We start from the raw sequence: 22,949 nt of genomic DNA, 5'->3' as shown, positions 1-22,949 counted from the left end.
CCTATTAGTCGGCTTTAACCGCACGGTAGCGTAACGTGACATTACCGTAGGGCAGAGGGCCAAGAATACGGGCTTTCCACTTTCCAGCAGCAGGGTTATCAAAGTGACATTGCTCTGCAGTCCCCCAGTTACGTGAGGCACAATCGGCACGGAAAATAGACGGGCGACGTTGGTGGCTAACGTACAGATCAACTTGACCCCAGCCACCCACGAGCTCGATATCTAGCGTTTGGTAACCCTCTGGTAAATCGATAGTAAAGTTGCGAGGCCAAAACCATCCACTAAGGCCAGTAAACTCGCCCACAAGCTCTTCGGGCTCAGATTGCTCGGCAGCGATGGCGACGATGACAGGGTCATGATCTGAGGCGCGGTATGCATGCTCGGCATACAAGCTGGCCTGCTGTGCCTGGGTTTTGTACTCTAAGTTGTAGTCTAACACCCGAGGCTCATCAGCATTAATATGCCAATCGGTAGCAGCGACCACTTTGTTCATAAGGCTGGGTGATGCCAAAGCGTGGTCTAAGCTGCCTAAGCGGCCTTGGAAGTTATATGAGTAACCCAACGTATTGCCTTCCAGCGTAGGAATGACATTGGCAAATCCGGCGTCGGCAAAGGTTTGCATGGGGTCTTCCTGCGCGTAAGCATTCATATCACCGACAATGATCACATCGTCATCAGCCACCCCAGTGGGTTGGCTCGCTAACCATGAAGCGAACTGCTCGGCACCGGCTACGCGCGTTGCGTTATAGCAGGCTTGACCATCATTTTGGTCTTGATCGAGCCCTTCGGCACGGCTACAGCCACCTTTGGATTTTAAGTGAGCGACAGCAACGGTTAACACTTCATCACTTTCAATATCACGGAAGCTCTGTGCGATCGCCGCGCGGTTACCATAGGATAAGGCGTCTTCATCATTGATGCTGGCTGTGCCAACTTCTTGTACGCGGTCGCTACGGTAAATGAGCGCGGTGGTAATGGCGTCGGTGCCAACCTCGGCTACGGCAAAATCAACGAAGGCATATTCGCCGTTATCAGTTGCATCGTTCAGTGCAGTGACTAACGAACTTAGAGCACTGAACTCGCCAAAACCATCGTTTTCAATTTCCATTAAGCCAACAATGTCGGCATCCATGGCGGTGATGGCGGTAACGAGCTTTTCCTCTTGGCGAATAAATTCTTGCAAATCATCGGCGCCGCGAGAGGTTGGAAAGCCGCCTTGCTGGCCATCACCGTTAAAGTAGTTTAAAACATTAAAGCTAGCGATTTTTATATCGCCCTGCTCATTGAGTACTGGCGCTTCAGTGCGCGGGTTGCTGGCAGTGAACTGTACAGCCGTGGTTGGATGTAAACGGTAGCGATCAAAACCATAGCCCAGCACCCCAGTGAGGCCTTCTACACTGTCGCCTAAGCGCACGGTATTGTAGGCGTCCAGTCCAGCTCCAGGATAAGGAATCACTTCAGGGTTTTGCTGTGTTGAGCCATCATCAAGTAATAACTGTTTTAGCTGGTTTTGCGCTTCAAGCGCATTGGCGGCATCACCTGGTAGCGCCACTTGGGTGCCTTGATATAAGCGCTCTGTTGCTAGGCCAAGCTCTCCATAGCGTGCCAAATTATAGCTATCTACTACGTACATTGGCTGGGCGACACTGATGAGCATGCCTTCATAGGCTTCAAGCTCGTCGATATTGTCAACCGGTAGAGTGATTTCAGTGATATCGGCTTGTGCAGTACCACAACTCTTCAGCGCCGTCACATTCTTTAATTGTGTGGCGCCGTAGTATTCATCAATGGTGGCCTGAAGTCGTACACGGTCGCCGACATTAACGTCATCATCACTGTGATAAACAAAAATACCTTCAGAGGTGAGGGGGTCATTATCAGCGTTGAGTGATGCTAAGAAAAAGCCATTAAGGGCGTCACTTTGTTGGTAATCAGCACTGACCACCGCTTCGACAATAACTTGCTCGCCTTGCAGGGGACTGGCCATGCCTGGCCCTTGGATTTCGCTAATGGTAGTGGCTGGATCAGCACATGTGAGCTCGGGGGTTGGTTCTGGATCAGGGTCGGGGTCGACTGGGCCGGAACCTCCTTGATAGGTGCCCAGATCACTGAAGTCGTCTTGCTCATAGCCAATAAAGAAGTCGCTAGGGATATAGGCGGTGTCAAGGGTGGTGCGAGCACCGGTGCCATCAATACGGCGCAGGGTATTATTTTGCGTAGAGGTGAGCCCTTCACCCCATTGCGAACCAGGATCGAGGCCAACCTGACCAAGGCTATCAATGACGTCACCCTGTTTACGAAGCACAATGGCATCATCGCCGTTGAACCAACCACCGCCTGCAATTTGATCAGCGACTGCTAGAATTGCAGCATCTGCTGATTCATGTGCGGCAACAAAAACGCCTTCAGCTGCCAGTGAGCCTGAGAGATCGAGAGTATAACCAGCCGTAGTGCTGCCGTTAAAGTAAAACTCAATACTATACTGGCTTAAATCGACTGACTCTGAATTGGGGTTATAAAGCTCGATGGCTTTATTATTGCTACTGCCTTCGACATATTCTGATATTAAGATATCTGCTTGAGCGCTGAGCGATGCCAACGAGGCCGCCACCGCTAGAGCGATAGGTGTGACTGTGTTTTTCATTAGATAGCTTCCCGTGTATTGTTATTTATCCCTAAAGGGGGACATATTATGCCCCCAATAAGTTACACGAAAATTTCAAGTTGTTAACTTGTTAGCGCTTTTTCTCAGAAAAAAGTTGGGTGTTAAGCTTAAGATTCGTTAAGCCACTGCGCCGCGCGTTTAGCAAAATAAGTGAGAATACCGTCAGCCCCTGCACGTTTGAAGGCAAGTAAAGACTCCATAACAATGGCTCTTTCTTCTAACCAGCCGTTTTCAATAGCAGCCATGTGCATGGCGTATTCACCACTGACTTGATAGGCGAAGGTGGGCACGGAAAACTCATCTTTAACGCGTCGAACAATATCTAAGTAGGGCATGCCTGGTTTCACCATGACCATATCAGCGCCTTCTTGTAAATCCAGCGCGACTTCTCTGAGGGCCTCATCGGAGTTTCCAGGATTCATTTGGTAGGTCTTTTTATCAGCCCCTTTGAGGTTACCCGCTGAGCCGACCGCATCGCGAAATGGGCCATAATAGCTTGACGCATACTTGGCAGAATAAGCCATAATTTGGGTATTGATCAGGCCTTGCTCTTCTAGCGCCTCACGAATAGCGCCGATACGACCATCCATCATATCTGAGGGGGCAACGACATCGGCACCCGCTTGGGCGTGTGACAGCGCTTGTTTCACCAACACCTCGGTGGTGATGTCATTGATAACATAGCCTTGCTCGTCAATGATGCCGTCCTGACCATGCACGGTGAAGGGGTCCAAGGCAACATCGGTGATCACCCCTAGCTCAGGCAGTTCGCTCTTCAAAGCGCGCACCGTGCGTTGTGCTAACCCCTCTGGGTTATAGGCTTCTTCGGCATGCAGAGATTTCTTTTCACTGGGTGTGACTGGAAATAGGGCAATAGCGGGTACACCTAAAGCGACCAACTCTTTAGCTTCTTCAATCAATAAGTCGATGGACAAGCGCTCAACGCCAGGCATAGATTCAACCTGTTCGCGGCGGTTTTTGCCTTCCAAGACAAACACTGGATAAATTAAGTCATTAACGCTGAGCTCATGCTCTTGAGTTAAGCGTCTAGAGAAGTCATTTTTACGTAAACGACGCATACGCGTATAAGGAAACAGGTCGAGTCCTGATTGGGCCATAATGCTCTCCTAAGGCAAAGATTGTGAGCTAATTACTTGATTACGACCATGCGCTTTAGCATGGTATAGCGCCTCATCCGCCATATGGGTGATGTCGCCAGCGTGAGCGGTGGTTTCCCCGTAAGCGGTATGCACGCCAATACTAACAGTTAATGAAAATTGGTGCTCTGAGAATTCAACCTGTTGTTGACCTACCTCAGTGCATACTTCTTCGCCCAGCTTGAGAGCGCCTTCGTGAGTGGTATTAGGTAAAATAACGGCAAACTCTTCACCGCCGTAGCGGCACACATGGTCAAATGGCCGGCGCAAACAGGCTTTGATAGTTTGTGACACCAATTTAATAGCTGCATCACCGGCGGGATGACCATAGCTATCGTTGACCTTTTTAAAGTGATCTATGTCTATCATTAGCAGGCTCAACGGAGCGTCATCCCGTTGTGAGCGCCGTAACTCATGCTCTAAACGCTTATCGAAAAAGCGGCGATTTTTGACACCCGTTAATGGGTCCTCGTTATTAATGCGCTCTAGCTCAGTGTTCTTTTCTTCTAATTCCCGCAGAGTAATTTGTAGCTCTATAGTGCGCTCTTCTACTTTATTTTCTAGTTCTTCTTTAGTTTGCTCCTCTAGTGCCAGCTGCTGAGCCAGTAATTGGTCTCGCGTTTGCTGCTCCGCCAGTGCTTGTTGCTGCGCGCGCATGCGTTCACTGTGCTGACTTAATAAGTTGCGAATAACTACAAAACAGACCAGTAAGGCACTGCTCGCTGGGGGCAAAAAAAGCCACCAACTGGTTTTGCTAATCGGCAATGCGAAACCAAAATAGTTGAGACAAAAATAGCTCATAAGCGCGAGTAACATCAGACTGGCAATACTGAGTACCCATAACTGTTGTTGTTGCTTGCGATACCCCTGCCAAGCACTATAGACCGCGCCGAATAAACAAAATAAGGTACTCGCAACAACCACGATAGGGTCGGCAATAGCGGCAGGTAATAGGTTTGGAAGTAGGCCGATAACCACAGTAATGAGCATGACTGTAATCACCGTTTTACGTTTTATTGGCGCTATCAGTGTTTGATTCAAAGCAACTAAGAGGCTTGGTGCAGCTATCAGTAGTAGGGGCAGCACCGCCGTTTGTAGCCAAGGTGTATCGGGGTGCAAATAGCGATAGCCATAGCCAAATACGTAAATACCTATCAGTGCCAAAGCACTAATGTATGCCGTGGCCAATAAAAAGCGGGCTTGTCGTGACAGAATAAAAAAGAATAAGGTGGTCAATATCAGCGTTGCCGCGAGGCCCATCACCGCCCCGAATAGGCTATTGAAGCTGCTTTTGTACTCAAAGTAGCTCTTCAGAGTATGCACCTGAACCGGCAGTCTAAAGCCGTCACTGGCGATCACTTCGATGTAGACCCAGTGCTCCCCAGGGCTACGGGTATCAATATAAAAGGACAGTGATTCATCTTTAAAAAGTCGATCTGCACCATCAACTTGACTACCTATAGTACGCGTATTGATTAGCTTATTATCACGTAAATGAAACGCCTTGAGGCTGTCTATTAATGGGTTATCAATGGCAATAATATACACGCTGGGTGGGTATTGGTGAGAGCTTAAATTCACCCGCAGCCAGCCATAACGCACTTTGTTGCCCAAGTTGATAAACGGCTTATTAAGGGGTTGCCAATGGGGTGAATTTTGCGCTGTTGCTAAGGAGTCTGCTTCGGTATTGATACTCATGCTTGAGGCGAGCGCTGAGCACGACCACAGCAGCATCATCGCCCAAGCAAGCACACGCATAACTAACGCAGCTCCACATTAAACAATTGGCTAAAATTATGTTTGGTCTGCGCGATGATCTCTGCCTCAGTGCATGCGTAGCGTTGAGCTAAGTGGGTGACTACGTAGCCAAGGTGATGGGGTTCACAGCGCCGTAACTTTGGTTTTGGTCGTATTGTCCGAGGCAAGAGGTAAGGAGCGTCAGTCTCAACTAGTAATCGCTCCCTAGGAATATGCGCCAAGGCTTCATTGAGCGCTTGCGAGCGACGTTCATCACATACCCAGCCTGTGATGCCTAAATATAGGCCCAACTCAAGATAGTGCTGAGCCTGTTCAGCATTGCCGGTAAAGCAGTGCACAATTCCACGGGGTTGATACTCTTGCAGCAGTGCTAGCATATCCGCACTGGCATCACGTTCATGTAAATATACGGGCAGCGCTAATTCATTTGCCAAAGCTAGCTGGCGAGCAAAAATCTCGCGCTGTACAGGTCGCGGTGAGAAGTCGCGGTTGTAGTCAAGGCCGCATTCACCAATAGCCAGTACTTCACTTTGACTGGCTAGCTGGGTGATAACGTGTTCGAACTCGGCGCTTGCATCTTTTGCATTGTGGGGATGAATACCGGCGGTGCAAAACAACTGATGGCGACGTGCCAGCTCTACTGCATGCTGGCTATCGCGCTCGTCACAACCAATCACTACCATATTGGTGATACCTGCGTCGCGCGCACGAGCAACCACAGCGTCAGTATCTGCTGCAAATTGGCTGCTTGTGAGATTGACTCCGATATCTATCATGGCAGCTACTTAATCAACGCGTTTAACACGGATAGACTTATTTGCACCTTGCTTTTTCAGTAGGAAAGAGTTGAACATGCCACGGCTAATAATCACTGTGTCATTGCTATTCAAACGAAAATGTTCGGTGCCAATTTGGCGCCATTTTTGGCCGTTGTCGAGAGTCAAAATAAGCTCACCATAAGGGGCTTCATCAACTTGGCTTACACGCGCGCGAAGCTCGTTATTATCGTCTTTTTGTTCTTTTTCTTTTTTATGCTCTAGGCCAAAGTCTGCTTTATTGGTTTTGCTATGTTTTGCTGGCGCACCGGCAACACTTGCGGCTTGCGCTTTTTTATTACTTTGCGGTGCAGCGTTGGTGTTTTTCACTTCGCCCTTAGGCATGGCATCAATAGGTTTGCCGGCCATGATGTTGTCGTAGCACAGCAGGCGACGAAAATCATTTTCAATAAAGCTACAGGCCTTTAGCGCTTGAATATTCACGCCGTCATTGGCTATGGCTGCGGGAGAAAGTGTTCCCACCCAAGCGGTGAGCACGGCGGATACTAAATATTTTTTCATTGTTTTTCTTCCTGTGGTGATTTAGCGCTATAAAAGGCGGCCAAAATCAGGCCGAGCTCAAATAATAACAGCATCGGTAAGGCGAGCAAGGTCTGTGATAACACATCGGGGGGCGTTAGAAACATCGCGACCACAAAAGCCCCAACCACGATATAAGGGCGCTTTTGCTTTAAACTCGCGGTGGTCGTTGCCCCACTCCAACAAAGCAGCATGATGGCTACCGGGATTTCAAAGGCAATACCAAAGGCGAAAAATAGCTTTAATGCAAACCCTAAATAGCTGCTGATGTCTGGCGTAAGCGTCATAACCTCAGGGCCAATACCGGTGAAGAAGCTAAGTACGATGGGTAGGACAACGAAGTAACAAAAAGCGATACCACCGTAAAAAAGTAAGACGCTTGAAAGCAAGATAGGGATCAGCATGCGCTTTTCGTGTTGATACAGTCCCGGCGCAATAAAAGACCATACTTGATGCAAGATAAAGGGGATGGCAGCAAATATGGCAACAAAAAGTGTAAGCTTAAAAGGCGTAAAAAACGGTGCGGTAACATCGGTGGCGATCATCTGGCTGTTTGCTGGCAAATGTGCAAGCAGAGGCGCTGCAACAAAGGCGTAAATGTCGTTGGCAAAATACACGAGCGCAACAAACACCAACAATACGCAAAGCAATGAGCGCATCAAGCGATTACGTAATTCGACCAAGTGGGCAATAAAGCCGCTCTGTTGGGGTTCACTCATCTTTGTTACTGCTGTCTTTTTTTGGTGCGTTGTCATAACTGCGAGTGACTGATTGCGCCGCTTTATGCAGCTCTGCCACCGAGTCTTTTACATCGTCAGGAAGGTTTTCCATATTTTGCTGCTCAGCCTTTTTAAGGTTCTGATGTAGCTCATGTACACGCAGTTCCTCGTTGACCTGTGCAGAAATATTGTTGGCCATGCCTTTGGCTGTTTTTACCCAGCGGCTTACCGTTCGAATGGCCACAGGTAAGCGTTCGGGGCCAAGGACAATAAGACCTACAACGAACACCACCAATAATTCCCACATGCCCATGGGTGGCTACACCTTATCTTTGTCTTTTTGACTTGGGTTTTCTTCAGCCTGTTGTTTCGATTCAGAAATTTTAGCGTCATCTGATTTTGCATCGGGCTTATTCTCGTCATCCGATACCGCTTTTTTAAAGCCTTTTACTGCATTACCTAAATCACCGCCTATATTACGTAGCTTTTTAGTGCCAAAAAGTAGCACGATGATCGCTAATACGATCAACAACTGCCAAATACTAATACCGCCAAAACCCATAACTGTCTCCGAAATGTCCTACTAAACTGTGGCGAAGTATACCGCGCACAAAGATGATGTCATAGTGCTGTTAGCCTTTACGCCAAGCAGCAAACAGCGCTGCAAACCCGGCGACGGCACTGACTGCTGAAAATACAGGATGTTGCGCCAGCGCGACTAAACAAGCAACGATCAGTCCTGTGCAGCCAGCTAACGCTAAAATAATCGCTTTGTGATTGGTTGCTGGTGGCGCAGGAGGATGCTGTTGACGCCTCAAATTATGGTAGATCAGATCCGGTAGCTCAGGAAACTTCTCTGCCCAAAATGGTAAGTTGGCGTACATTTGTTTGGCGACCGCCCAAGGCCCTACTTGTTGTTTAACCCAGTCTTCTAAGAAGGGTTTGGCGGTTTTCCACAGATCTAGCTGAGGGTAAAGCTGCCGCCCTAATCCTTCGACATAAAGCAGTGTTTTTTGCAGTAGTACGAGCTGTGGCTGCACTTCCATATTAAAACGTCGAGCGGTATTGAATAAATTAACCAATACATGACCAAACGAAATTTCCGCTAGCGGCTTGTTAAATATGGGCTCGCAAACAGTGCGAATAGCGAATTCAAACTCTTCAATACTGGTATCGGCAGGGACCCAGCCAGAATCCACATGCAGCTCAGCAACCTTACGATAATCACGATTGAAAAAGGCGATAAAGTTTTCCGCTAAATAGCGTTTGTCTTCTTTATTTAAGGTACCAACAATGCCACAGTCGATGCCGATATATTGCGGGTTGTGAGGGTTATCAAAGGAAACAAAAATATTGCCAGGGTGCATATCCGCATGGAAGAAGCTATCGCGAAAAACTTGGGTAAAAAAGACCTCAACGCCACGTTCTGCCAATAACTTCATATTGGTACCTTGTTTTAATAAGGCATCGGTGTCGGATACGGGAATGCCATATATACGTTCCATAACCAGCACATTAGTGCGGCTAAAGTCGCTATACACAAAGGGGATATACAGTGATTCCGAGTCTTCAAAATTACGTCGTAGCTGAATCGCATTGGCGCCTTCGCGCATCAGATCGAGTTCATCGAGAAGGGTTTTCTTATACTCCTTAACAACCTCCACCGGACGTAAACGGCGGCCTTCTTTAAGCAGTTTGGCGACAACTCGGGCGCATTGCTGCATCAGCGCTAAATCGGCATCTATTTGCTTTTTGATGTTAGGACGAATGACTTTAACGACCACATCTTGGTGGTCACCGTCGTTGTCAATGAGAGTGGCCGTATGCACCTGCGCAATTGATGCGGAAGCCAAGGGAGTCACATCAAACTCACTGAACACGTCGCTGATATCATTAACTTCCAGTGCTTGCTCGATAATGGCTTTGGCCTGATCACCTGCAAAAGGAGGAACTTGGTCTTGTAGCAGAGCCAGCTCACTGGCGATTTCCGGTGGTAGCAAGTCACGACGGGTAGAGAGCATTTGCCCAAACTTAATCCACACCGGCCCTAATGTTTGTAGCGCTAAACGTAAACGCACGCCTGCGGGTTTATCCTTATGGCGATTACGTAACCAAAAAATACTGCGTCGAGCCAATTTGGCAAACCAAGGAAGCTTCTGCTGTGGCAGCAGTTCATCGATGCCATACTGCAATAAGGTTTTAGTGATGAAATACAGTCTTGCCGCAGACAAAGGGCACCTCTTTACTGTGTTTGCTGAACGTGCGTCAACAACGCATCTATACGTTGTTCAAGATGCTGGACGTCGGATTTTAGCTGGCGACTCTGGCGCGTGAATTGTTCTAATTCTAGCGGGTGAATACTCACTTTAAGCTCATCCTGCAAGAGCGTGAGCACGATATGGTCGAGTTTAGTGAGGCTCTGCTGAGCTTGCGCTTTACCTTTACTGAGAGTTTGCCATAGCAACTGTGCTGGAGCATCACCGATATATTTAGACCAGTGCTCGGGCCAATCAATATCCAAATCATTAAAGGCTTGGCTGTAGGCTTGGGCCAGATGAATATCGCCTTCAAGGTCGAGCTTATCTTGGCGGATGAGCTGGGTGAGCAAAGAGGGATCCTTTAGCTTCATTAATGTATCAGTATCAGCGCTAATAAAGCATTGGTGTTGCTCGGGTGCTTCATTATGGGCTTGCAGCATTAGCCCTGCATCACCATAGTGAACACTTACATACTGCTGCCAGTCACGAATGTGCAGTACCAGCACTTGAGTGTTTATCTGTTGCAGCCTTTGCTGCAACTGCGGATCAAGCAGTATCAGTCGATTAGCCAGCTTTTCAGCGCTGGCTACAGCAAAGTGAGAGAGCATATTTGCCTCTTAAAATTTAAAGCCACGGTGGAGGGCAACAATGCCCCCGGTCATATTTTGATAACTGGTTTGCTCAAAGCCCACTTCTTTCATCATGGCTTCCAAGGTGTCTTGGTCCGGGTGCATACGGATTGACTCTGCTAGATACTTGTATGACTCACTGTCATTGAGTACCGCTTTACCGACCTGCGGTAAAATGTTGAATGAGTACATATCATACAGTTTAGTAAGCACTTCATGTTCAGGCTTGGAAAACTCAAGAATCAGTAATCGTCCACCGGGTTTTAATACGCGAAACATCGAAGCGAGGGCTTTGCTCTGATCGGTCACATTACGTAAACCAAACGCAATGGTGATCACATCTATGCTGTTATCGGGAAATGGCAGCGCTTCGGCGTTCATTTGTACATATTCAATATTGCTGACTAGGCCTCGGTCGCGCAGTTTATCGCGACCCACTTTAAGCATCGAGTCATTGATGTCGCCGAGAATCACCTTGCCAGTCTCTCCCACTAGTTGGCTAAACTTAGCGGTTAAATCGCCCGTACCTCCGGCCAAATCTAGTATGGTTTGCCCTTTGCGGGCTCCTGAACTGGCAATGGTAACCCGTTTCCATAAGCGGTGGATGCCAAAAGAGAGCAAGTCATTCATTAAATCGTATTTGGCAGCAACAGAGTGGAAGACATCCGCTACGTGGTTAACTTTGTCGCTTGTAGCAACCGTTTTATAGCCAAAGTGGGTGGTTTTTTGCTCAGCTTCTTTCATCTAATTTAAGCCCAGAGGGAGAGTTTGTCATAGTGTACTTGAGGCCCTGTAACAGCTCAAGGATTAAGCCGTTTTTAGCAAGCGCAGAAGCTAATGAGTGGATGAGACGAGGGCGCTAAAGTTAGGTTCTTGCTGGCGATGTATGGTTTGGCATTGAAACGCCACACCAGGGAGCTGTTTACCACTGCGTGAACTTACAAAGCGAAGCTTACTGATGCCGGCTTGTACTTTTTCGGCAATGAGGTCCACGGTTTGTGCCTCGACGTCGGCCATCATAATGGTAAATTGCTCATTTTGGGTGCGCCCGCAAAAACCACTTTCTTTGACATATTTGTCTATTTTGGTGGCCACTTTTTCGAGCATTAAATTACCAATGCTGTCGCCGTAGTCATGACAAAACTGTTGATAGTTTTCGACATCAATACGGATTAAAGAGATTTGATGCTGCTTCTTGGCCCAATACTGAAATTTTTTATCGAGATAATGACGGTGATAAAGGCCGGTGAGTGGGTCGAGATGGTGTTTGTCTTTAAGGCGTTTTAGTTGCGATTTAGTACTAAGGTATTGCTGTTTTATTTGCTCCAGTAGTTGCTTAAACTTTTGCATTTGCCCTTTTAACACTAGGGTATGCTCGGCTAACTTACGCAGCTGGTGTCGGCTTTTATCAACATCATGTTCATCTAAAGCGCGAGCACAACGATCAATTTCGAGGTGGTAATGGTCGATGTGTTTTTGATTGCTTTTGCTATTGCGCTCTAGATTACCTATCAATTCGCTAATACGTTCAACCATAGCGGTCTGCTTTTGATGATCCGGTGTGAGATATTGTATATACAACTCTTCCATTAACACTGAGTCAATGGTGCGGCCTTCGGTTACAGCAGCTTGTAAGGCCTCACTCAGTGCACTTTCGCCTTCACTCACATGCTGGTACAGCACATGGTAATTTAAAGGTGTTGGCGGCAGCGCATGCAGTTCGAGCAAATGACAGACTTGGGTCATTTTCTCTTGCGCGTTGGCCATGGAGTCATGGAACATCATAATCACAATCACCAGGTTGAAATGGAGGTGCAGCCAATCCTAGCTTGCTTATACATCCCTTGGCGGTATTAAAAAGCAAATTGTTCTCTTTTGGAATACTCTGGTTACATAATTGCGACCAAGCGCCCACTTTATGCGCAGAACCGACATTTGGACGCTGGTCGCAAGCGGTTGGCTCGCGCGCTGTGGTAGGCTAGAGTATGGCGAAATGCACAATCAATGAGAATAAAGCATGAACCTAGGAACACATATTAAGCAACTGGCATTGGCCTGTGCGATTCCCCTTGCTTTGGGTGGCTGCGCAAGCTCAGCACACAAGACCAATACTAATAACCAGTTCACCACATTGGCTGAGCAGGTTGTCAGTTATCGAGAAAGCGTAAACCCCTATAAGCAAGAGGTTGACGGGTATTTGCTCCCCAATTTATCGCCTGAATTCTTAGAGCAGCAATACCAAGATAAAACAGCATTATTGAATAAGCTTAAAGCTATCGATAAAAGCACGCTCAGTGAAGAGAATCAGATCAATCTGCAAATTTTGACTGCGCAGGTGCAAAACAGTGTCGATGAGTATGTGTTCAATGCGCACTATATGCCCCTGACCTCCGAATATGGTTTTCACTCATCCTTGTCATTTATGGTGCAGCGTGGAGATTACAGTTCTGCTCAAGGGTTTGAAACCTACTTAGCGCGCCTGCGCCAAGTGCCTCGGTTCTTTGAGCAAAACATCTATTGGATGAAAAAAGGGCTCGAAACAGGGTTAACGCAACCTAAAGCCGTGCTTGCCGGCTACGAGGAGTCGATAAGCGCGTACTTGGTCGATGATGTCACCGAGTCTGCATTTTATGCCCCTTTCAAGCGTAACACCGCAGGGGTGAGTGACGAGGCCTTTGCTGAGCTGCAAGCGCAAGCTAAGCGCGTTATCGGTGAACAGGTATTGCCAGCATACCAAGGCTATTACGATTTCTTTACGCAAACCTATCAGCCCGGAGCACGTGAATCGATAGGGATTTCTGAAGTGCCAAATGGCAAAGCGTATTATGCTAATCGAGCGCGTCATTACACCACCACGCAGATGACTGCGAAAGAAATTCATGGACTCGGTCTGCAAGAAGTGGCTCGTATTCGCGGCGAAATGCAGGCGATTATTGATGATTTAGGATTCGAAGGCAGTTTTGCTGAGTTTATTGAATTTTTACGTACCGACCCACAATTTTACGCTAAAACACCGGAAGAGCTATTGAAAGAAGCCTCATTCATCGCCAAAAAGATGGATGCGCAGCTGCCTAAACTATTCAAGCAGTTACCACGCAAACCTTACGGTGTCGCTCCGGTGCCAGCGAGTATTGCGCCAAAATACACCACAGGTCGTTATGTGGGGGCAAGCAAAGAGGATGAGCCTGGTTACTACTGGGTTAATACCTATGCACTGGATAAACGGCCATTATATGTTTTAGAAGCTTTGACCTTACACGAAGCCGTACCGGGTCACCATCTACAAATTGCCCTCAATGCTGAGCTTGATTACCTACCTAGCTATCGACGCGACGCCTATTTATCGGCCTTTGGCGAAGGTTGGGGGCTGTACAGTGAGTATTTAGGCTTAGAAGCGGGCTTCTATCAAGATCCATACAGTAATTTTGGTCGTCTCACTTATGAAATGTGGCGTGCAGCGCGTTTAGTGGTTGACACAGGCATGCACATGTTCGGTTGGAGCCGTGATAAAGCGCTGAACTTTATGCGTGATAATACCGCGCTGTCGCTGCATAATGTGAAAACCGAGACTGATCGCTATATCTCATGGCCGGCCCAGGCGCTGTCATACAAAATTGGTGAGCTCACCATTAAGCGCTTGCGCGCTAAAGCGGAAAACGCTTTAGGCCATGATTTTGACGTGCGCGAGTTCCACTATCAGGTCTTGCGCCATGGCTCAATTCCTCTTAATGTACTGGAACAACAAATAGATAACTATATCGACGAGGCACTTGCTAACAACCAAAACGGTGCCAAAGCGAAGTAAGGGAAGGGCGCAATTGCGCCCATAAGTATACTAATAAGGCGAGCTATGCCGATTATTTTAAAGCGTGTGCTACTGACGATACGCAATCATATTGACCAACTTAGTTGGCAGGTTGTGGTGTTTGTCACCTTGGCACATATGGCACTCACTTGGGTGCTATTGTCTATTGCTGGGGAGCATGTGCTTACCTCTGCGAATACCTTTTTTTATTATTATGTCGTGACTACCTCAACGGTGGGTTACGGCGACTTTAGTCCGACTACAGAGATGGGCCGCTTATTGGTGGCTTTGGTTCAGATCCCCTTCGGTTTGGCCTTGTTCGGCATGTTGCTGGGTAAAGCAGGGCAGTCCATCACACATTTAATAAGGCGCGCTATGACAGGTGAAAAAGACGTGACTCATTTTGCTAATCACATCATTATTTTTGGTTGGCACCCAGTGCGTACCAGAAAAATGGTGCGCTATATTCTTGCTGATGAAAAACGGGTAAAGCGTGAAATTGTACTCGCGGTAACCGATGATATGGAGCACCCGTTTTTCTCTGAGCCCGATGTCAGCTTTGTTAAGCTCAGTAGTTACACCGATGAAGAGCAACTTAAACGCGTAGGCATTGCCACAGCAGATAAAATAATTGTTGAGGGAGCCGATGATAACCAAAGCTTCACTACGGCGCTAAAGATTAGCAAGCTGGTTAAGGAAAGTGCCCATATTTGTGCTTATTTTGACGATGAAAGCAAGGCACAGATGCTAGGTGAACATTGTGCTAATGTGGAGTGCAGCTCTAACCGCACAGCGGAAGTCTTAGTGCGCTCTATGGAGGACCCAGGGGCGAGTCGGGTGCAACAGGAAATTATGTCTAGCCTGCATGGGGATACCCATTTTTCTATGATGATCCCCAACGATGTCGGCCAGTTTACCTACAACGATATTTTTACGGTATTCAAACACCAATACGACGCCACTATTTTAGGGATTGCTCATAATCGCAGCGCCTTAGATATGGATTTAAATCCGCCGTTGGATTATGCCATCCAAGGTGGCGATATCATTCACTACATTGCCCCCGAGCGGGTGTTGGCATCCGAGGTTAAGTGGCCTTAACGATTGCTTTGTACTCATAGCAGTTCTCGCTGTTGTACAAGTAAATAGCTTGCCAGTATTGGACTGCGGGCCCAGCCCCATGGGCTCGCAGTTGACGCTCTTTCCCCTAATGCGCTGAGCTGTATCGCTTGCTGTGAGAAGGGATGTATTTTCATCGCGGTGATAAAGCTCACTGCAACTCGCACTTTCGCTAAATAAAATGACGTCTACGGAGAAGGATATTAGCCCTGCACCCCATGCTTTGTTAGCTGAGTGGGCCGACATGGCTGATGTGCGTGCTTACTATTGGCTTTTGCGCTACACGTTTATATGAGCGATAGCGGCAATCAAGCGTTATTTATTTTCAATATACGTGAACCTTTGTAAGCCATAGCGCGTCTTGCTAATAAACACCTGGAAAGGCTATGAAACAATCTTATACGGCATTGCTGGTCTTAGCGGCGCAGGGCGGTGATAAGCAGGCGTTTAACCAATTATGCGAGCTACACTATCAAGCAAGTTATCGTTTTGCTTACAAGCTGTGCCAATCTCCCCAAGATGCTGGTGATATTACTCAGGAAGTATGGAGTAAGGTAGCCAAAGATACACGTTCGTTGCTGGAGCCCGGAGCATTCAAAGCTTGGTTATTTCGTGCTATTTACCGGCGCTTTATTGATGTAATACGGCGTCAGTGCAAAGAGCAGGGTATAGCCGAAGCACCGTTAGTGGCGGCGCAACCTATAAGTTTGGAGCAAAGCCTAGATATGCTGAGTCTGATAGCCAGACTGCCTTGGGGGGAGCGTCATACAGTGTATTTGTTTTACCTTGAAGAGCTAGCCATTAGCGACATTGCAGTGGTGTTGGATATTCCTCAAGGCACAGTGAAGTCACGTTTGCACAAAGCCAGAAAAAGATTAAGCCAATGGGCACAGCAATAGGAGAGAGCGTTATGAGTGTTGAGCAACAAATTAAAGCGAGTTTACACAGTGAGCAAGCGCAGTTAGATCAGATTTTATCTCGTGAACAGGGCTTATTTAATCGCCTTGGGCACATCTATAATGGCTCTATGCGCCGCTGGGTTTGGCTTTCGACGCTGCTTGCACTACTCGCGACGGCGGCTTTTATTTATGCTGGTTACCGATTCTACATGGCCACCGTTATCAACGAGCAGGTATTTTGGGGAGTGTGGTTTATCGCTGGGCTGTTGGTACAAATAGCCATCAAATTGTGGCTATTTATGGAAATGAACCGCACTTCAATATTACGTGAAATAAAGCGCAGCGAATTAAACTTGCAGAGCGCGGCCGCGGCGTCGCAACAATCAAGCTAATCACTATACATGTGTTGGCAGGGCATGTGTGAACGGTTCAGGTAATACAGGCCGACCGGGGCGTCGGCCTGTGAGCGCGGTTAGTCTAGTGCTTTAAAGCGAATGGCGGTGCCGCCGCTTGGCGCCAAGCGCAGGGTTAAGCTATCTTGGCTGCTCACGTTTTCGGTGTGAATGTCCATGCTGTAGGGGTTGTTTACCCACTCAGCATCTTCACCATCGGCGTATATCTGTGCTTCAAAACGCTTTCCTGGCTCGAGGAAGTCAAGTTTAATGGTGATGTCTCGAGCTTGCCCATCGGTGATAGCACCGAGGTACCAATCCTTGCCAGAGTAGTTATCCCGTTGACGCTCTTTACGAGCAAAAACCACATATTCACCCATTTCGCCAGCAATGGCTTGGCTCTTTTCCCAGTCGGTCGGTACATCTTGGATAAATTGAAATGCTGCTGGTTTGGCGAGATAGTTCCGTGGCAAATCGGCGGCCATTTGAATCGGGCTGTATAACACCACATACAGTGCTAACTGCTTTGCCAGCGTTGTTTGCGGGCGATTAGTATCAGCACCTAAGCCGTTGAAACCCATGTCGAAAATGCCCGGCGTGAAATCCATAGGCCCGGCGAGCATACGCGTATAAGCCAGCATCGGCGTGTGCGCGGGCGGGTTGGGCGGCGTTCCCCAGGCATTAAACTCTTGGCCTCGGGCTCCTTCGCGAGTGATCCAGTTTGGGTAGGTACGGCGCAAGCCGGTTGCTTTAATTGGCTCATGGGTATTGATACTGAGCTGATACTTGGCGGCAAGTTTAATATTGTGGAGATATTCATTGACCATAAACTGGCCGTCATGCCACTCATAGCGAGCAATGCCTTGTTCATCAAGGCGCTTAATATTGCCACCATCGGCAACATAACCGGTTTTGATCTGGCTAACACCATGGCGCTGATAGAGCGCGAAGGCGGCGTCCATTTGCTGGCGATAGTTACTAACATTGCCGGAGGTTTCATGGTGACCAATCAATTTTACGCCACGCTTGTCGCCGTATTTGGCAATGGCCTCAATGTCAAAATCATCGTAGCTCTCGGTAAAGCTAAATAAGTCACCGTTATAGAACCAATCACCATCCCAGCCTTGGTTCCAGCCCTCAACCAACACTCCGTCAAAGCCATACTCACTGGCGAAGTCCATATATTTGCGGGTGTTTTCGGTGGTGGCTCCGTGCTTGTCGCCACTGCCCCAGGTGTTTTCATTGATGTGCATGCCCCACCAAATACCAACATATTTACCGGGTTTAACCCAAGACACATCACCGAGTTTATTGGGCTCATTAAGGTTTAAAATCAGGTGTGAGTTGAGTAGTCCAGTGGCTTTATCAGCAATTTGGATGGTCCGCCAAGGAGTGGTGAAACCATTTTTTGTTTTCACCGCGATACCATCAGACCAAGGAGTTAAATCGGCCTTGAACGTGCCTGGTCGGCGTTGGTTCAAAGTCATGCCTGCGTAGTCGACCAGTGCTGCCTCGTGAATACTGAGGTGAACACCATTTTGCATTTTTACGGTGAAGGGGGTGTGTACATGGGCGGCTTCAGCAGTGTTAGTGCGGTTGTAAACGTATTCATAGCGATTCCAGCCTCGAGCTGGGATCCACAGCGCTTCATTGTCTTGGCCAGCAAGGGCAAATTCGGTGAGCTCATCGGTAATACGGTAATCGGGGCGCTCTTTACCGGTAAGCTCATAGCGAAATCCAAGGCCGTCATTAAACACTTTTACGCGCACGGTATAAGACTGCTCAGCTGCTTCTGGGTCGCTAAAAGTAACTGCCAACTCATTATGATGATCGCGAATTAAACGTTGCTCACCCCAGGGTTGTTGCCAGGTGGTGTCGGCACTGTGGCGTTCGCTGTGGCTAATAGTTAAGTCATCGCTTAGCGGGGCGGCATGGGCAAAATAAAAACCCAGTTTAGATGGGTTAATCACCGCTTTGCCAGCGTAACTCACATGATAATGTGGCGCCCCTTCGTCGCTTAATGTAAGCGTGATTTTGCCATCGGGAGAGCTAACATCGACTGTTTTTGCCAACGCCAAAGGTGAGGCAAGTAGTAAGGGAAGTAATAATCGCATCAACCTATCCTGCTTGTTATACCCGAGGCTAAAGCGATGGCTGTCACGTGTGCTGGCAAACGCAGGCCTACAGGTACTTGTATTGGAAGCATTAAGAGTAAGGGGGTTAGCGATGAAATACACGACTCTGCATACGTATTCACATATTACATAGCGAGAGTCAGGGCGAATAGTCGCCCATCTGATTAGCCTTGCTGATTGAAGGCCTTGGTCATAAAAGGTGGCTCCGCGAGCGCACCTTGGTGTACGCCTGGCGTGTAATATAAGGTGTTGAGGGCGTCAGGGTCACAGGCTCTAAAGCCGTCAAAACCCAGGCCTTTGCGTGCTAAGGTGACCGACCACAGCCCCGATGGGTAAATCGGCTGTGGAAAAGGCAAGGTTTGCAACGCGCCGAAACCAACCTGCTTGATGGCCGCTCGCATTTCCAGCAGCAATGGCATATGCATAAGCGGGCTTTCACTTTGTTGCACTAGCACACCGCCTGGACGTAATGCTGCAAGGCAACTTTGATAAAAAGCATGATTAAACAAGCCTTCGCCGGGGCCTACAGGGTCAGTGCCATCGACAATAATGACATCAATCGACTCGGCTTGCGCATCGCGCATGTATTTGATGCCATCATCAAAGAGCAAGGTGGCACGGGGGTCATCATTGGCACTGCACAACTCAGGGAAATATTTCAGCGACATCTCAGTGACAACTTGGTCAATGTCGATTTGCGTGACAGTTTCAACACTGTCATGTTTTAGCACTTCGCGCAGGGTTCCGCAGTCACCACCGCCGATAATCACCACGTTTTTTGGGTTCGGGTGGCTAAATAGCGCTGGGTGGGCGATCATTTCATGATAAAAGAAGTTTTCTCGGCTACTGACCATAGTGCAGCCGTCGATCACCATCAAGTTACCAAAATCGGTGGTTTCATACATTGCCACGTGTTGAAACGGAGACTGTTGCTGTTCAAGCAGCTTATTAATACGCAGTGAGAATGCGCTACCGTCACGGTCGCTTACCTCGGTAAACCAGTGGTTTTTATCTAAACTTGTCATGTGCTCAATAATCGCCAGTAAAGTGGAGGGACAATTTTGCCAGTGAGCGTCATAATGCTCAATGAAATTTTAGCCCAATCCGTACGATTTTCTATTCGCTAGGAACACTTTAAGGTATTACACTAGCGGCAAATTCACAGGTCAATATTGAGAGTGCTTTATGCAATGGGGTTACCAGGCTGCTCAGGCCGTATATAACGTAAGTCACTGGAGCGACGGTTACTTTGATATTAATCCGCAGGGCGAGCTCGTGGCGTATCCCGATGGCGATCATAGTCGCCCAGGTTTGCCTTTAAATAAGCTGGTGGAAAGCTTTAAAGAGCAAGGTCTGACGTTACCGGTATTAGTGCGCTTCACCGATATTCTGCAACACCGAGCTTCACGGCTTATCGGTGCCTTTGCTAAGGCGAATGAGGCGAAGCAGTATCAAGGCGGCTATACCTGTGTTTACCCAATTAAAGTGAATCAACAGCGCTCGGTGGTGCATAAGTTATTGGCCCATGATAGCAACCAAGTCGGTTTAGAGGCGGGCTCCAAGCCAGAGTTAATGGCGATATTGGGACTGGCACAAAAAAATATCACCATAGTGTGTAATGGCTATAAAGATAGTGAGTTTTTGCGTCTCGCATTAATTGGTCAAGCCATGGGCCACAAGGTTAATATTGTTATCGAAAAGCTCTCTGAATTGGATGCCTTACTCAAAGAAATGGCGGCCATGAACCTTGAAGCAGCAATAGGTATACGTATTCGCCTCAACTCTGTGGGTAAGGGCAAGTGGCAAAATACCGGCGGCGAAAAAGGCAAGTTTGGCCTGACCGCCTCGCAGGTACTGCAAGCGGTCGAACTGCTACGTCAACAAAGCAAGTTACATTTGTTGGAACTCGTGCATTTTCATATTGGCTCACAGGTTGCCAATATTCGCGACATTCAACGCGCGCTCAAAGAGTGTGCACGCCACTACGCGCAACTATCGCAAATGGGCGTACCGCTACAAACGGTTGATGTCGGTGGTGGTCTAGGTGTGGACTACGAAGGTTCGGGGTCGCGCAGCAGCTGCTCTATGAACTACACCGTGGAAGAATACGCGCGCAATGTGGTGGCCGCATTTAGTGAGGTAAGCGACAGCCATGATTTAGCACATCCACATATCATTACCGAGTCAGGACGAGCGCTGACGGCTCATCATGCCGTGCTGATTACCGATGTGGTGGATGTGGAGCGCATCCCAAATAACGATGTAGCCATCGACCAGTACCAAAATTTGCCTTCTGTAGTGATAGAAATGCGGCACACTTGTGAAGCGGTGAGCAGTCGTATGGCCTTGGAGAGCTATCACGATGCCATGCACTTATTTAGTGAGGCTCATAGCCAGTATGTTCATGGCATGCTGGGCATTATGCAATGGTCGTTAGTGGAGCAGCTTTACTTCCGCACCTTACATAAGGTACGTGATTGTTTGCGGGATTCGGTGCGTGCCCATCGCGAGGTATTGGACGACCTTAACGAAAAGCTCGCTGATAAGCTATTTGTGAATTTCTCGCTGTTCCAATCACTGCCCGATGTCTGGGGTATTGGCCAACTATTTCCGGTACTACCTATAGAAAACTTAGATAAGCCATTGGAGCAGCGTGTGATTATCCAAGACATCACTTGTGATTCCGATGGTCAAATTCGCGATTATGTTGACGGTGCGGGGATTGAAACGAGCCTGCCGATACCGCGTTATGAATTCGGCCAACAGTATCATGTCGCTATGTTTATGGTGGGTGCGTATCAAGAGATTCTTGGCGATCTCCATAACCTTTTCGGTGATACCGACTCGGTGCATGTGCACAGTGATAATGGCGAGTTTAAATTAAGTCATAAACTCAAGGGCGACAGTGTTCAGGACGTATTAAAATTTGTGCATTACGATAGCGATGACTTAGCAGCAGTCTATCACCAGCGTATCAACGCGCTTGATATCGATAGTGACATCAAAAAGGCGTATATTGAACAGCTACAACAAGGTCTGAGCGGATACACCTATTTCGAAGATTAACTTTGTTGTTAGTAACACCAACAGATCGGTTTTCTGTTGTCGATAAAAAGCGCTATTATTAGCGCTTGTTTTTTATACCTATATAGGAAAGTCGTTTTGCGCGCTGTAGTAGCTGTAGTTAGGCAAGTTTTAAGTGTTAGTTTGTACACGATTAACACCCTGTTTTGGTTTTTCCCCATCGTGCTTTGCGGGTTACTGAAATTATTGCCAATCAAGCCTTGGCAAAAGTTAATGAGTGCGGCGGCAAAAGCCATGGCAGGGTTATGGGTGGGTGGTAACTCATTGAATCAAAAATTGCTCACTCCCTATAAGATGACAGTGAGCGGCCTTGATAAGCTACGCAAAAAAGATTGGTATCTCGTGATTGCCAACCATCAAAGTTGGGTCGATATTTTGGTGATGCAGCGCATCTTTCGGGGCCGCATTCCATTTTTGAATTTCTTTTTGAAAAAAGAGCTACTGTACGTGCCTTTTTTAGGTCTAGCTTGGTGGGCATTAGATTTTCCTTTTATGAAACGCACCAGTAAATCGCAGCTTAAGAAGAACCCTAAACTGCGTGGTAAAGATATCGAAACCACACGCAAAGCCTGTGAAAAGTTTAAAGAAATGCCGGTGTCTATTGTCAACTTCGTAGAGGGAACGCGCTATACCGAGGACAAGCATCAGCGCCAACGCAGTCCGTTTAAGCATTTACTGAAGCCTAAAGCGGGTGGTGTCGCGTTTGTGCTGCAAGCGATGGGAGAGCAGATCAGCAAGATAGTGAATGTGACCATTCATTACCCCGGCGGCATCCCCACATTTTTGGACTTGGCTGCAGGCAAAGTGAAAGAGGTTGCTGTGCATGTTGAGGTACTCCCGCTTGATAAAAAGTTGGTGGGCGACTACAGCAATGACAATGAATTTCGGGTATCTTTTCAGCAGCAACTTAATGATATGTGGCATGACAAAGACCGTGTATTTGACGATTTAGCAAAGCATAACAGGAGTTAACT

20 protein-coding genes are annotated in these 22,949 nt (G+C 47.8%); 6 read left to right on the top strand and 14 right to left on the bottom strand.

Annotated features, from left to right (window positions below; genetic code table 11):
• Positions 1-4: 4 nt before the first annotated feature.
• From W04_RS16895 to W04_RS16840, 12 genes are all read right to left on the bottom strand, one after another.
• The gene (locus W04_RS16895; protein ID WP_053911692.1) at positions 5-2,644 is read right to left on the bottom strand and encodes an ExeM/NucH family extracellular endonuclease; all 2,640 of its coding nucleotides are present in this window, start codon (positions 2,642-2,644) and stop codon (positions 5-7) included.
• A 128-nt stretch (positions 2,645-2,772) separates the two neighbouring features.
• On the bottom strand, positions 2,773-3,783 hold the full coding sequence (hemB, locus tag W04_RS16890; protein WP_022943899.1) for a porphobilinogen synthase: 1,011 nt from the start codon (positions 3,781-3,783) through the stop codon (positions 2,773-2,775).
• Between the two features lie 9 nt (positions 3,784-3,792).
• The gene (locus W04_RS16885) at positions 3,793-5,580 is read right to left on the bottom strand and encodes a sensor domain-containing diguanylate cyclase (protein ID WP_053911691.1); all 1,788 of its coding nucleotides are present in this window, start codon (positions 5,578-5,580) and stop codon (positions 3,793-3,795) included.
• A gap of 2 nt (positions 5,581-5,582) precedes the next feature.
• The gene (locus tag W04_RS16880; RefSeq protein WP_053911690.1) at positions 5,583-6,356 is read right to left on the bottom strand and encodes a TatD family hydrolase; all 774 of its coding nucleotides are present in this window, start codon (positions 6,354-6,356) and stop codon (positions 5,583-5,585) included.
• A 9-nt stretch (positions 6,357-6,365) separates the two neighbouring features.
• Complete coding sequence (locus W04_RS16875) at positions 6,366-6,917, bottom strand: hypothetical protein (protein ID WP_053911689.1); 552 nt, start codon at positions 6,915-6,917, stop codon at positions 6,366-6,368.
• A complete protein-coding gene (gene tatC, locus W04_RS16870; protein WP_022943903.1) occupies positions 6,914-7,654 on the bottom strand; it encodes a twin-arginine translocase subunit TatC in 741 nt (246 codons plus the stop codon). Before tatC ends, W04_RS16875 begins: the two co-directional genes overlap by 4 nt.
• Entirely contained in the window at positions 7,647-7,967 is a 321-nt protein-coding gene (tatB, locus tag W04_RS16865) for a Sec-independent protein translocase protein TatB (protein WP_022943904.1), read from the bottom strand. The genes tatC and tatB overlap by 8 nt, the downstream gene beginning before the upstream one ends.
• 6 nt (positions 7,968-7,973) lie before the next feature.
• A complete protein-coding gene (gene tatA, locus W04_RS16860) occupies positions 7,974-8,216 on the bottom strand; it encodes a Sec-independent protein translocase subunit TatA (RefSeq protein WP_053911688.1) in 243 nt (80 codons plus the stop codon).
• 70 nt (positions 8,217-8,286) lie between these two features.
• Positions 8,287-9,885: a ubiquinone biosynthesis regulatory protein kinase UbiB gene (gene ubiB / locus W04_RS16855; protein ID WP_053911687.1), complete on the bottom strand. Its 1,599-nt coding sequence runs from the start codon at positions 9,883-9,885 to the stop codon at positions 8,287-8,289.
• A gap of 11 nt (positions 9,886-9,896) precedes the next feature.
• Positions 9,897-10,520, bottom strand: a complete 624-nt coding sequence (locus W04_RS16850; RefSeq protein ID WP_053911686.1) for an SCP2 domain-containing protein — start codon at positions 10,518-10,520, stop codon at positions 9,897-9,899.
• 9 nt (positions 10,521-10,529) lie between these two features.
• Complete coding sequence (gene ubiE, locus W04_RS16845; protein ID WP_022943908.1) at positions 10,530-11,285, bottom strand: bifunctional demethylmenaquinone methyltransferase/2-methoxy-6-polyprenyl-1,4-benzoquinol methylase UbiE; 756 nt, start codon at positions 11,283-11,285, stop codon at positions 10,530-10,532.
• Positions 11,286-11,375: 90 nt separating this feature from the next.
• Positions 11,376-12,326, bottom strand: a complete 951-nt coding sequence (locus W04_RS16840; RefSeq protein ID WP_157576514.1) for a diguanylate cyclase domain-containing protein — start codon at positions 12,324-12,326, stop codon at positions 11,376-11,378.
• 232 nt (positions 12,327-12,558) lie between these two features.
• Between W04_RS16840 and W04_RS16835 the strand changes: the two genes are divergently transcribed.
• The 4 genes from W04_RS16835 to W04_RS16820 all read left to right on the top strand — a co-directional run bounded on the left by W04_RS16835 (position 12,559) and on the right by W04_RS16820 (position 16,756).
• The gene (locus tag W04_RS16835) at positions 12,559-14,346 is read left to right on the top strand and encodes a DUF885 family protein (protein WP_082342273.1); all 1,788 of its coding nucleotides are present in this window, start codon (positions 12,559-12,561) and stop codon (positions 14,344-14,346) included.
• Between the two features lie 45 nt (positions 14,347-14,391).
• Positions 14,392-15,447: a potassium channel family protein gene (locus W04_RS16830; protein ID WP_053911684.1), complete on the top strand. Its 1,056-nt coding sequence runs from the start codon at positions 14,392-14,394 to the stop codon at positions 15,445-15,447.
• A 404-nt stretch (positions 15,448-15,851) separates the two neighbouring features.
• Positions 15,852-16,364, top strand: coding sequence for an RNA polymerase sigma factor (locus tag W04_RS16825; RefSeq protein ID WP_053911683.1), 513 nt, complete (start codon positions 15,852-15,854; stop codon positions 16,362-16,364).
• Positions 16,365-16,375: 11 nt separating this feature from the next.
• The gene (locus tag W04_RS16820; protein ID WP_053911682.1) at positions 16,376-16,756 is read left to right on the top strand and encodes a DUF6768 family protein; all 381 of its coding nucleotides are present in this window, start codon (positions 16,376-16,378) and stop codon (positions 16,754-16,756) included.
• An 80-nt stretch (positions 16,757-16,836) separates the two neighbouring features.
• Here the strand turns inward: W04_RS16820 and W04_RS16815 are convergent, their stop codons facing one another.
• Positions 16,837-18,870, bottom strand: a complete 2,034-nt coding sequence (locus W04_RS16815) for a glycoside hydrolase family 97 protein (RefSeq protein WP_053911681.1) — start codon at positions 18,868-18,870, stop codon at positions 16,837-16,839.
• A 185-nt stretch (positions 18,871-19,055) separates the two neighbouring features.
• A complete protein-coding gene (speE, locus tag W04_RS16810; RefSeq protein ID WP_022943916.1) occupies positions 19,056-19,916 on the bottom strand; it encodes a polyamine aminopropyltransferase in 861 nt (286 codons plus the stop codon).
• Between the two features lie 160 nt (positions 19,917-20,076).
• Between speE and speA the strand changes: the two genes are divergently transcribed.
• Entirely contained in the window at positions 20,077-21,957 is a 1,881-nt protein-coding gene (gene speA / locus W04_RS16805) for a biosynthetic arginine decarboxylase (protein ID WP_045980273.1), read from the top strand.
• A 96-nt stretch (positions 21,958-22,053) separates the two neighbouring features.
• Positions 22,054-22,947: an acyltransferase gene (locus W04_RS16800; RefSeq protein ID WP_053911680.1), complete on the top strand. Its 894-nt coding sequence runs from the start codon at positions 22,054-22,056 to the stop codon at positions 22,945-22,947.
• Positions 22,948-22,949 lie beyond the last annotated feature (2 nt).

The organism is Pseudoalteromonas sp. SW0106-04 (assembly GCF_001293805.1).
Lineage (GTDB): Bacteria > Pseudomonadota > Gammaproteobacteria > Enterobacterales > Alteromonadaceae > Pseudoalteromonas > Pseudoalteromonas ruthenica.
This window is presented reverse-complemented; position numbering and strand designations above follow the sequence as displayed.